General features: G+C 61.5%; 11 protein-coding genes. 9 read left to right on the plus strand and 2 right to left on the minus strand.

All coding sequences use genetic code 11. The annotated features are described in order from the left end of the window. Window positions 1-50: 50 nt before the first annotated feature. The gene (gene rne, locus Q7C30_RS13935; RefSeq protein ID WP_317871827.1) at window positions 51-3,365 is read right to left on the minus strand and encodes a ribonuclease E; all 3,315 of its coding nucleotides are present in this window, start codon (window positions 3,363-3,365) and stop codon (window positions 51-53) included. A 739-nt stretch (window positions 3,366-4,104) separates the two neighbouring features. On the opposite strand from rne, the gene rluC reads away from it, so the two are divergent. Genes rluC through Q7C30_RS13950 form a run of 3 tightly spaced genes read left to right on the plus strand, consistent with a single transcriptional unit; the run spans window position 4,105 to window position 6,745 of the window. Next, entirely contained in the window at window positions 4,105-5,061 is a 957-nt protein-coding gene (rluC, locus tag Q7C30_RS13940) for a 23S rRNA pseudouridine(955/2504/2580) synthase RluC (RefSeq protein WP_116887820.1), read from the plus strand. Between the two features lie 6 nt (window positions 5,062-5,067). Continuing rightward, a complete protein-coding gene (locus Q7C30_RS13945; RefSeq protein ID WP_317871828.1) occupies window positions 5,068-5,757 on the plus strand; it encodes an HAD family hydrolase in 690 nt (229 codons plus the stop codon). Continuing rightward, the gene (locus Q7C30_RS13950; protein ID WP_039576293.1) at window positions 5,750-6,745 is read left to right on the plus strand and encodes a S49 family peptidase; all 996 of its coding nucleotides are present in this window, start codon (window positions 5,750-5,752) and stop codon (window positions 6,743-6,745) included. Before Q7C30_RS13945 ends, Q7C30_RS13950 begins: the two co-directional genes overlap by 8 nt. Window positions 6,746-6,782: 37 nt before the next feature. Here the strand turns inward: Q7C30_RS13950 and Q7C30_RS13955 are convergent, their stop codons facing one another. Further along, window positions 6,783-7,361 (minus strand): nucleoside triphosphate pyrophosphatase, encoded by a 579-nt coding sequence (locus Q7C30_RS13955; RefSeq protein WP_317871829.1) that lies wholly within the window; start codon window positions 7,359-7,361, stop codon window positions 6,783-6,785. 95 nt (window positions 7,362-7,456) lie between these two features. Between Q7C30_RS13955 and Q7C30_RS13960 the strand changes: the two genes are divergently transcribed. The 6 genes from Q7C30_RS13960 (at window position 7,457) to acpP (ending at window position 11,459) form a co-directional block, all read left to right on the plus strand. Next, window positions 7,457-7,984, plus strand: a complete 528-nt coding sequence (locus Q7C30_RS13960) for a YceD family protein (protein ID WP_080754710.1) — start codon at window positions 7,457-7,459, stop codon at window positions 7,982-7,984. 13 nt (window positions 7,985-7,997) lie between these two features. Next, entirely contained in the window at window positions 7,998-8,180 is a 183-nt protein-coding gene (gene rpmF, locus Q7C30_RS13965; protein WP_008096416.1) for a 50S ribosomal protein L32, read from the plus strand. Between the two features lie 3 nt (window positions 8,181-8,183). Beyond that, window positions 8,184-9,194: a phosphate acyltransferase PlsX gene (gene plsX / locus Q7C30_RS13970; protein ID WP_317871830.1), complete on the plus strand. Its 1,011-nt coding sequence runs from the start codon at window positions 8,184-8,186 to the stop codon at window positions 9,192-9,194. A 127-nt stretch (window positions 9,195-9,321) separates the two neighbouring features. Further along, the gene (gene fabD, locus Q7C30_RS13975) at window positions 9,322-10,260 is read left to right on the plus strand and encodes an ACP S-malonyltransferase (RefSeq protein WP_317871831.1); all 939 of its coding nucleotides are present in this window, start codon (window positions 9,322-9,324) and stop codon (window positions 10,258-10,260) included. A gap of 17 nt (window positions 10,261-10,277) precedes the next feature. Then, window positions 10,278-11,018 (plus strand): 3-oxoacyl-ACP reductase FabG, encoded by a 741-nt coding sequence (fabG, locus tag Q7C30_RS13980; RefSeq protein WP_039576305.1) that lies wholly within the window; start codon window positions 10,278-10,280, stop codon window positions 11,016-11,018. 204 nt (window positions 11,019-11,222) lie between these two features. Continuing rightward, the gene (acpP, locus tag Q7C30_RS13985; protein WP_029612986.1) at window positions 11,223-11,459 is read left to right on the plus strand and encodes an acyl carrier protein; all 237 of its coding nucleotides are present in this window, start codon (window positions 11,223-11,225) and stop codon (window positions 11,457-11,459) included. The last annotated feature ends 171 nt before the right edge of the window (window positions 11,460-11,630 follow it).

Below are 11,630 nucleotides of genomic sequence, written 5' to 3' on the forward strand. Positions count from 1 at the left end.
AAGGCCCCGCCAGTTCGCACTGGCGGGGCCTTTTCATTCAGCCGACTGAATCAACCGTGGTGAGGCTTGTGCTCATTGTCGGAGGTTTCCAGTGCGGGTGCAGCGGCGGCCGCAGCGGCTTCAGCCTCGCGTTTGCGGCGACGTACCTCACGCGGATCGTTCGGTGCACGACCGTTCGACAGCATGACAGTCGAGGCTGGCGCCACGGCTGGCTCTTCGACCACTGCCGTTTCGGCTACGGCGGGAGCGGGCTCTTCGGCAACTGCAGGCACGGCAGGGGTAGCAGCGGAAGTCTCGACTTCGGGCTCGACCGCAACCGGTTCGACCGTTGCAGCCTCGACGGAGGACGCGGGCACTTCTTTGCTTTCGACGACCGGGGCCTTCTCAGCGGCGACCACTTCCACGGCCGGTGCTTCAAGGGCTGGCGTCTCAGCAGCCGTTTCCGGCTCGCTGGCAGCGATGTGTGCTACCGGTTCAGGGACGATCTCGACAACTGGCTCAACGCTCGGCTCAACCACTGCGACAGGCTCGCTGAACGGCTGTTCAACGACTGGCGCAATAGTAACGTCCTCAGCCTTGACCTCAGCCGGTTGCGGCTGCATCTGAGTCTGCTCGACGGGTTGAGCTGCTTCGTGCTGCTCGGTCTCAGCGACAGCGGCAGTCGCGCGCTCGGCTTGCTGATTGGCCTGGGCTTCGGCATTGGCGCTGACCGCACTGGTAGCCACAGCGGCAGTTACCGCCAGGCCTGCAGCCAGTTCGGCGCCCAGTTCTGTGGCCTTGTGCTGCTGAACTGGCTGCTCTTCGCTGCCTTCTTCCTCGCTGCCTTCGATCAACTCGCCATTGGCGTTGCGCTGGCGCTCGCGGCGATTGCTGCGACGACGTTGACCGCGCGAACGACGACGTGGGCGCTCGCCATCGGTGCTTTCCTGATCGTCCTGCAGGTGCTCTTCGTCAGGCAGTTGCTCTTCGCTGGTCTCGGCGGCTTGTTCGGCAGTGCGTGGCTGACGCTCTTCGCGCGGCTGGCGTGGTTGGCGTTCCTCGCGCGGTGCGCGTTCTTCGCGAGCTGGGCGCTCCTCACGTGCGGCCTGCTCTTCGCGGGCCGGACGCTCTTCGCGCACAGCGGTGTGCTCTTCTCGCGGAGCACGCTCTTCACGGGTTACACGTTCTTCGCGAGGAGCACGTTCTTCGCGCGGTGTGCGTTCTTCGCGAGGGGCACGTTCTTCACGCGATGCGCGTTCTTCACGTGGCGCACGCTCTTCACGGGCTACACGCTCCTCACGAGGGGCGCGCTCTTCGCGGGCCACCGCAGGGGTGGCATCCAGCGGCTCGCGCAGTTCGCGCACGCGCTCTTCGCGGTTGCCACGGCGATCTTCACGCGGTTGGCGCGACTGGCGCTCTTCGCGAGGTGCGCGTTCTTCACGAGGGGCACGCTCTTCGCGCGGCTGACGCTCTTCGCGCGGCTGACGCTCTTCACGAGAGGGGCGCTCGCTGCGCTCTTCACGCGGCTTGCGTTCTTCGTCGCGACGGCCGTTACGATTGCGGCTCTGCTGACGACCGTTGCGGCGCTCTTCATTGCGCGCGGTGCGCTCGGTGGCAGGTTTCTGCACAGTGGCGGCCGGTGCGACGACGGGCTCTTCCTTCCCGGCGAACAGGCTGACCAGCGACTTGACCAACCCCTTGAACAGGCTCGGCTCCGGGACGGCGACGGGCGCTGGAGCAGGCGTCGGCGTGCTTGGCTGCTCTTCGCTAACGGTCGGCGTCGGTGCGTTGGTGCGGGCCGGCGCAGTCTTCACCGCGGCTTCCTGGCGAACCAGTGTACGGGTGGCGGTGGGTTGCGGCGCTTCTTCGGTCTCGCTGGTGGCGATCTCGTAGCTGGATTGGTTGGTCAGCACGTCCGGGTTGTCGTCGCGCAGGCGCTGGACTTCGAAGTGAGGGGTTTCCAGATGATCGTTCGGCAGGATGATGATGCGCGCACGGGTGCGCAGTTCGATCTTGGTGATCGAGTTGCGCTTCTCGTTGAGCAGGAACGCGGCAACCGGAATCGGCACCTGGGCACGCACCTCGGCGGTACGGTCCTTCAGTGCTTCTTCCTCGATCAGGCGCAGGATGGCCAGCGACAGGGATTCGACGTCGCGGATGATGCCGGTGCCCGAGCAGCGGGGGCAGACGATGCCGCTGCTCTCGCCCAGCGATGGGCGCAGGCGCTGGCGAGACATCTCCAGCAGACCGAAGCGCGAGATGCGGCCGACCTGTACACGGGCGCGGTCGGCTTCCAGGCATTCGCGAACACGTTCTTCGACGGCGCGCTGATTCTTGGCTGGCGTCATGTCGATGAAGTCGATGACGATCAGGCCGCCGATGTCACGCAGACGCAGTTGGCGGGCGATTTCTTCGGCCGCTTCCAGGTTGGTCTGCAGGGCGGTTTCCTCGATGTCGCTGCCTTTGGTGGCGCGCGCCGAGTTGATGTCGATCGAGACCAGTGCTTCGGTCGGATCGATGACGATGGAGCCGCCGGATGGCAGGTCAACCACACGTTGGAAAGCAGTTTCGATCTGGCTTTCGATCTGGAAGCGATTGAACAGCGGGACGCTGTCTTCGTACAGCTTGACCTTGCTGGCGTACTGCGGCATGACCTGGCGGATGAAGGTCAGTGCTTCTTCCTGGGCATCGATGCTATCGATCAGCACTTCACCGATGTCCTGGCGCAGGTAATCGCGGATGGCGCGGATGATGACGTTGCTTTCCTGGTAGATCAGGAAGGGCGCGGCGCGGTCAAGGGAGGCTTCCTTGATGGCGGTCCACAGTTGCAGCAGGTAATCGAGGTCCCACTGCATTTCTTCGCTGCTGCGGCCAAGGCCAGCGGTGCGCACGATCAGGCCCATGTCGCCCGGTACGGTCAAGCCGTTGAGGGCTTCGCGCAGTTCGTTGCGTTCTTCGCCTTCGATGCGACGAGAAATACCGCCAGCGCGTGGGTTGTTGGGCATCAGCACCAGGTAGCGGCCGGCGAGGCTGATGAAAGTGGTCAGGGCTGCACCCTTGTTGCCACGCTCTTCTTTTTCGACCTGGACGATGACTTCCTGGCCTTCGCTCAGGACTTCCTTGATGTTGACACGGCCTTCAGGGGCCTTCTTGAAGTACTCGCGGGAGATTTCCTTCAGCGGCAGGAAGCCGTGACGTTCGGAGCCGAAGTCGACGAAAGCGGCTTCGAGGCTGGGTTCGATGCGAGTGATCTTGCCCTTGTAGATGTTGGCCTTTTTCTGCTCGCGGGCACCGGACTCGATGTCCAGGTCGTAGAGGCGTTGGCCATCCACCAGTGCTACACGCAACTCTTCGGGTTGAGTCGCGTTAATCAGCATTCTTTTCATGTTGTACCGTCGGTTTCCGGGCTGCCGGAAACGGCGTTCGGCACACACGACGTCTCATGGTCGGTGCCAAGGTGCGCAAAGGGTGGCATGCCACCCCCGTGTCCAGCGACGTTCGGCACCAGCCGGTTGCCCAGCCTGCCGTTGTCGCGACGACGCGTCCTGTTTGCTGCGGTGCCTATCGCACTCAGTCAGGAGGAGGAATCAGCCGAGGGCCGTGGACGCCTCTGGGGCGTCTGCAAACACCGGTTCCGCTCGCCGGGCCAATACAGTGGGCCGGTGCCGGCCGTGCTTCACGGTCCGGGCTGTACATCTCCACCCTGCACGTATCCCTGATAATTCGGGTGCTGCCGCGCGCTGAATCCGCAACGGGTTGCATTTTTCGCCAGCGCCGTATCTGCGCTGACGCCATTCATGTCCAAGGCTGGTGTTTCCGAAGTGTTCGCCAGGCGCTGCACGGAAGCGACAAGGCGGGGCAGGGGCATGCGAAAAAGAACAGGAGGGAGATGGAACACCGCACTTGTCGTTTTTTTCGTTCTTCTCTGCTCGGCGCTGGTGGCGATTCCAGGCATCTCGGTAAACTGGCACACACCCCGTCGGACGGCCTCGCGTCCTCGAGAATTGCGTTGGCCAGAGACGGTGCGAAACCGTGCGTTACTGGCCTACCGCTTTGGGCGGCGTTCGCGACTATAGCAGCAATGATTAAGTGCTTCAATTCCATAAAAATTGTTATGATCCTGCGATGACGACCAATAATCCCCCGACTTCCGGCGTTCAGCTGATTGAAGTCGCGCCGGAACTTGCCGGCCAGCGTATCGACAACTTCCTCATCACCGCGCTCAAAGGCGTGCCCAAGACCCTTGTCTATCGCATTCTGCGCAAGGGTGAGGTGCGGGTGAACAAAGGGCGCATCAAGCCCGAGTACAAGCTGCAGGCCGGCGATATCGTGCGCGTGCCGCCCGTGCGTCTGCCCGAGCGCGACGAGCCGGCGCCGGTGGCACCAGGGCTGTTGCAGCGCCTGGAGGCGGCGATCGTCTATGAAGACAAGGCCCTGATCGTGATGAACAAGCCGGCTGGCATCGCCGTGCACGGCGGCAGCGGTCTGAGCTTCGGTGTCATCGAGGCGCTGCGCCAGCTACGCCCCGATGCCAAGGAGCTGGAATTGGTGCATCGTCTGGATCGCGATACCTCGGGCCTGCTGATGATCGCCAAGAAACGCAGCATGCTGCGCCACCTGCATGCCGCGCTGCGCGGCGATGGCGTGGACAAGCGCTACATGGCCTTGGTGCGGGGTCATTGGCCGACTTCGAAGAAGCAGGTCAATGCGCCTCTGCAGAAGAGCAACCTGCGTTCCGGCGAGCGCATGGTCGAAGTGAATGACGAGGGCAAGGAAGCGCTGACGCTGTTCCGTGTGTTGCGTCGCTTCGGCGAGTTCGCCACGCTGGTCGAGGCCCGTCCGATCACCGGGCGCACGCACCAGATTCGTGTGCACACCCTGCATGCCGGTCACATGATCGCGGGCGACAGTAAATATGGTGATGAAGATTTCACTCGCGAAATTCGTGACCTGGGCGGCAAGCGCCTGTTCCTGCACGCCTATGCGCTGACGGTGCCGCTGCCCGATGGCGGCGAGCTCAAGCTCGAGGCTCCCGTCGATGAGGCGTGGGCCAAGACAGTCGAACGCCTGGGGGCAAGCTGAGCGGCCATGCGCAAACCCTATGAACTGCTGATCTTCGACTGGGACGGCACCCTGGCCGACTCCATAGGCCGTATTGTCGATTCGATGAATGTCGCCGCTGAGCGCGCGGGTGAGATCCCCAGTGCCGAGGCTGCCGTGAAGGGAATCATCGGTCTGGCGCTGGATGAGGCGATCTCGGTGCTCTATCCGCACCTTGACGCGCATGAAGTGGCACGTTTTCGACGGCATTACGCCGATATCTATACCGACCTCGACCGGCAGCCTTCGCCGTTGTTCGAGGGTGTGGCGCAATCGCTGGAGGTCTTTCGGGCGCAGGGCTATCGCCTGGCGGTGGCCACCGGCAAGGCGCGGCGAGGGCTGGATCGGGTACTCAAGGCCAATGGCTGGGAGGACTTTTTCGATATTACCCGTGCTGCCGACGAGACTCGTGGCAAGCCTCATCCGCTGATGCTTCAGGAAATTCTCGCGCATTGCCGGGTCGAGGCTGGCGAGGCGTTGATGGTTGGGGATTCGGCATTCGATTTGCAGATGGCCAGCAATGCTGGCATGCATTCGGTGGCCGTGGGCTACGGCGCGATGTCGCTTGAGGCGCTCGCCGAGTTTGGGCCGCAGGTGTGTATCGAGCATTTTTCACAATTGCGCGAGTGGCTGGCTGGCGCTGCGCGCTCCAATTCCAAGGTAGGTGAGCATGGCTGACGAGTGGAAGGCGCCTGCATCCGAAGATGCAGTCGAGGGCAAGGAAGAGCGCAAGAGCTGGAAGCTGCTGGAGAAGACGCTCCTGGCCAGTGTTCAAGAGCAGCGGCGTGCGCGGCGTTGGGGGATCTTCTTCAAGCTGCTGACGTTCATCTACCTGTTCGGCATCCTTTTCCTGTTCTCGCCCTTCATGGATATGGAGTCCACGGCCTCGCGCAGTGCCAGTCATACGGCGCTGGTCGAGGTGCGTGGTGTCATCGCGGATCAGGAGGCTGCCAGTGCCGACAACATCATCAAGAGCCTGCGGGAGGCTTTCAAGGATGCCAAGACCAAGGCGGTGGTGATGCGCATCAACAGCCCGGGCGGTAGTCCGGTGCAGGCAGGGTATGTCTACGACGAGATACGTCGCCTGCGCGCTGAGTACCCCGCGATCAAGCTGTATGCGGTGATCACGGATCTAGGGGCCTCTGGTGCGTACTACATCGCCAGCGCGGCTGATGAGATCTATGCCGACAAGGCCAGTCTGGTGGGCTCGATCGGCGTGACGGCGGCAGGCTACGGGTTTGTAGGGGCGATGGAGAAGCTGGGGGTGGAGCGTCGCGCTTACACCTCGGGCGAGCACAAGGCGTTCCTCGATCCGTTCTCGCCGCAGAAGCCGGATGAAACAGCGTTCTGGCAAGGTGTGCTGGATACCACGCACAATCAGTTCATCGCGATGGTCAAGCAAGGTCGTGGCGATCGCCTGAAGGACAAAGAACACCCTGAGCTGTTCAGTGGTTTGGTCTGGTCTGGCGAGCAGGCCAAGGCTTTGGGGTTGGTCGATGGCCTGGGCAGCGCCAGCTATGTGGCGCGTGATGTCGTCGGCGAGAAAGAGTTGGTCGACTTCACCGTGCAGGAATCGCCTTTCGATCGCTTCTCCAAGCGCATGGGTGCCAGCGTGGCTGAGCGTCTTGCGCTGTACATGGGGCTTCAGGGGCCTTCATTGCGCTAATGCGCGCTAGCGGGGCTGCTCGACGGCCCCGCCGGTTTCAGGGTACTTGCACGCCCTCCTTGAGCAACATGTCCACCAGGCGTATGAGGGGCAGGCCGATCAAGCTTGTCGCGTCGCTGCCGTGTGTGGTCTGAAAGAGCGAAACGCCCAATCCCTCGGCCTTGAAGCTGCCGGCGCAATCCAGTGGTTGCTCGGTCTGTACGTAGCGCTCCACGCGCTGGCGGTCCAGTTCGCGCAACGTCACGGTGAAGGGGATGCAGTCAACCTGGCAGTGGCCTGTGGCGCTGTTGAGCAGGGCCAGGCCCGTCAGGAAAGTGACGGATTGTCCGCTGGCGGCCAGCAGTTGCTCACAGGCGCGCTCGGCGCTGTGTGGTTTGCCGAGGATACGTTCGCCGAGCACGGCGACCTGGTCCGAGCCGATGATCAAGTGCTGTGGGTGATGTTCGGCCAGGGCTTGGGCTTTGAGCCGAGCGAGTCTGCGGACTAGTTCAGCAGCGGTCTCGTCGCCTTGGCGCGCTTCGTCTATGTCGGGACTCGCCCAGGTGAAGGGCAGGCGCAAGCGCTGGAGCAGTTCGCGCCGGTAGGGGGAGCTCGAGGCGAGCAGCAGAGGAAGCATGGTGGACTCCTTGACAGTTGCTGTGATTCTAACATGCGTCAAGCTGCCGAATTTCCTTTGACAGAGGCGGGGGGCATCCCTAGAATGCTGCGCCTATGTTGAATGACCCGATTCCACCTCACGTTGACCCGCGCAAATTAGCCGATCGTGGCGTAACCCTCGAGGGTTCGTTGCAACTCGCTGATTTGGAAAGACTCTGCGACCCGCTTTCCGACACTGTCGGTACGGTGCAGGCGAAGTTCGATTTTGAGCGAGACGAACAGCACGTTGTGGTTATCCACAGCGATTTGAATGTCGAAGTCAAAATGGTTTGCCAGCGTTGTCTTGAGCTGGTCACCCTGCCGATCCATAGCGAATGTACGTACGCTGTGGTGAAGGAGGGTGCGAATACCCAGTCGTTGCCGAAAGGCTATGACGTGCTGGAACTGGGCGAAGATCCTTTGGATCTGCAGGCGCTGATCGAGGAAGAGCTTTTGCTCGCACTTCCTATCGTGCCTGCTCATCATCCGGAAGAATGCCAGCAGCCGGCGGGCGCAGACGAGCCCGAATCGAGCAAGGACGAGGTATCGCGGTCCAACCCGTTCAGTGTCTTGGCGCAGTTAAAGCGTGACCCAAACGTTTAGGAGTTAATCAATTATGGCTGTTCAGCAGAACAAAAAATCCCGCTCTGCCCGTGACATGCGTCGTTCGCACGATGCCCTGTCGGAAAACGCGCTGTCCGTAGAAAAGAGCACCGGTGAAGTTCACCTGCGCCACCACGTGTCGCCAGAAGGCGTATACCGTGGTCGCAAAGTGATCGACAAGGGCGCTGACGAGTAATCCTTGTCCGCTCAGATCATCGCGATCGACGCAATGGGCGGGGACTTCGGTCCCCGCAGCATTGTTGAGGCCAGTATCGCTTGCCTTTCGGCTACCCCCTCGCTCCATCTGACCCTCGTCGGTCAAACCTCCCTTCTCGAAGAACTCGTCAGTGGCCTTGCAGCCATCGATCGCGCGCGCCTGCGGATCGTGGATGCCAGCGAAGTGATTGGTATGGATGAGCGGCCCTCGCAGGCCTTGCGCGGCAAGCCTGACTCTTCGATGCGTGTCGCGCTCGAGCTGGTCCGTGATGGCAAAGCGCAGGCGTGCGTAAGTGCCGGCAATACGGGCGCTTTGATGGCCTTGTCGCGTCTCGTGCTCAAAACCTTGCCGGGTATCGATCGGCCGGCCATGGTGGCGGCCATTCCTACACAGCAAGGTTACTGCCAACTGCTCGACCTGGGTGCGAACGTCGACTGCAGCGCCGATCACCTCTACCAGTTTGCTGTGATGGGATCGGTGGCGGCGCAGGCGCTGGGCGTGCGCCGCCCACGAGTAGCTCTGCTGAACATCGGTACCGAAGACATCAAGGGCAATCAGCAAGTCAAGCTGGCTGCCAGTTTGCTGAAGAACGCCCGTGGCCTTAACTATGTCGGTTTCATTGAAGGTGACGGGCTGTATCGCGGCGAGGCCGATGTGGTGGTGTGCGACGGCTTCGTGGGCAATATCCTGCTCAAATCCAGCGAAGGGCTGGCAACCATGGTCGGCGAGCGTCTGGAAGCGTTGTTCAGGGCCGGTTTGTTCGCCCGTGTTGCGGGTGCTTTGGCCAGGCCCTTGTTGCGGCGCCTGCAATCGGACCTGGCGCCGGCGCGGCACAACGGCGCAAGCTTTCTGGGATTGCAGGGTATCGTCGTGAAAAGCCACGGGTCGGCGGGTGTGCAAGGCCTGCAGAGTGCTATCCAGCGGGCGCTGATCGAGATTCAGGAAAATCTACCGCAGCGTTTGCATGGTCGCCTGGAAGACCTGTTGCCTTAGGTGTATCGGCCATGAAGTGGTTAAATGTGACCGCTTGGTCTGCGTTTCCATCCAAGTTTTCAGATTCCGTGCCCTGCCGATGGCAGGGTGCACCCCATTCGACGACAAGATCATAAGGGCTTGTTCAATGTCTGCATCCCTCGCATTCGTCTTTCCTGGCCAAGGTTCCCAGTCACTGGGCATGCTCGCTGAGCTCGGTGCCGAGCAGCCGCTGATCATCGAGACCTTCAAGGAAGCTTCCGAGGCTCTGGGCTATGACCTGTGGAAATTGGTCCAGGAAGGTCCCGAGGAACAACTCAATCAAACCGACAAGACGCAGCCAGCTATCCTGACGGCCTCCATCGCGCTATGGCGCCTGTGGCTGGAGCAGGGCGGCGCGCGCCCGGCATATGTTTGCGGTCACAGCCTGGGTGAGTACAGCGCCCTGGTCGCCGCGGGTAGCTTGTCGCTCAAGGACGCCGTACGTCTGGTCGAGCGCCGCGGCCAACTGATGCAGGAAGCGGTGCCGGCCGGTCATGGCGCCATGGCTGCCATCCTGGGGCTGGACGACGCCGTGGTGGTGGATGTCTGTGCGCAGGCGGCCGAAGATGACGTGGTCAGTGCGGTCAATTTCAACTCACCTGGCCAAGTGGTCATCACAGGCAACAAGGCTGCAGTCGAGCGTGCCATCGAGCTGTGCAAAGCCAAGGGCGCCAAGCGTGCATTGCCTCTGCCGGTCAGCGTGCCGTCGCACTGCGCCTTGATGAAGCCAGCCGCCGAGCGCTTCGCCGAGGCGGTCAGTGCCGTCGAGTGGCAGGCTCCGCAAATCCCGGTGGTGCAGAACGTCTCTGCCGCCGTACCTGCCGATCTGGAAGCCCTCAAGCGTGACCTGCTGGCACAGTTGTACCAACCAGTGCGTTGGGTCGAGTGCGTGCAGACCCTGGCTGCCAACGGCGCGGTCAATTTGGTGGAATGCGGTCCTGGCAAGGTACTGGCCGGCCTGAACAAGCGGTGCGCCGAGGGCGTCACCACTTACAACCTCAATACCCCTGACGCCATCGCCGCCGCCCGCGCGGCGCTGGTCTGACATCTGGAGAAGCTTGCATGAGCCTGCAAGGTAAAGTTGCACTGGTTACAGGTGCCAGCCGTGGCATTGGCCAGGCTATCGCCCTCGAGCTGGGTCGCCAAGGCGCGACCGTGATCGGCACCGCCACTTCCGCCTCTGGCGCTCAGCGCATCGCTGAGACACTCAAGGAACACGGTATCACCGGTACCGGCCTTGAGCTCAATGTCACCAACGAGGCATCCGTGACTGGCGTCCTGACCTCTATCCAGGAGCAGTTCGGCGCGCCGACGATTCTGGTCAACAACGCCGGGATCACGCGTGACAATCTGATGTTGCGGATGAAAGATGAAGAATGGTTCGATGTCATCGACACCAACCTCAACAGCCTTTACCGTTTGTCCAAGGGCGTGCTGCGCGGCATGACCAAGGCCCGCTGGGGCCGTATCATCAGCATCGGCTCGGTGGTCGGTGCGATGGGTAACGCAGGTCAGGCCAACTATGCCGCCGCCAAGGCAGGTCTGGAAGGCTTCAGTCGTGCCTTGGCGCGTGAAGTGGGATCGCGCGGTATCACGGTGAACTCGGTGACGCCGGGTTTCATCGATACCGACATGACCCGCGAGCTGCCAGAAGCACAACGCGAAGCGCTGCAGACGCAAATTCCGCTGGGTCGCCTGGGTCAGGCTGAGGAAATTGCCAAGGTGGTTTCCTTCCTGGCATCTGATGGCGCGGCCTATGTCACCGGCGCTACAGTGCCGGTGAACGGCGGGATGTACATGTAACAGCCGCAACTCAATGTGACGGATTGCTTAAAAAAACAGTCATACTGCGTGCCTAAAATCCGTTATAAAGCTGCAACCAGATTCCAGGCGGCAGGCCAGGCGACTCTCGTGAAGGCGCGTTACGCTTGAAAAGCAGGCGTCTTCCTATAAACTTGGGCACCGGCCAGCTGCCTGACATATATCCACTAGGAGTGAAAACTAGGTATGAGCACCATCGAAGAACGCGTCAAGAAAATCGTCGCCGAGCAACTGGGCGTGAAGGAAGAAGAAGTGACCAACAACAAGTCCTTCGTCGATGACCTGGGTGCCGATTCGCTTGACACCGTTGAGCTGGTGATGGCTCTGGAAGAGGAATTCGAGACCGAAATCCCTGACGAAGAAGCCGAGAAGATCACTACCGTTCAAGCCGCCATCGACTACGTCAACAGCCACAAGGCCTAAGACGTTGTAGTCGACGCTTCTTGTCGGGAAAAACCGCACTGCCTTCGGCGTGCGGTTTTTTCTTTGCGAGCCCTGCTGTCGATACTCGAGCAACCGAGAGCCTGTTGCCATTTCATTCCGGATGGATGAATGCAATGGCAAGAGACTCTGTTATTAGAAAAGGAGAGTGCT

Source organism: Pseudomonas sp. RAC1 (genome assembly GCF_030658255.1).
Lineage (GTDB): Bacteria > Pseudomonadota > Gammaproteobacteria > Pseudomonadales > Pseudomonadaceae > Aquipseudomonas > Aquipseudomonas boreofloridensis.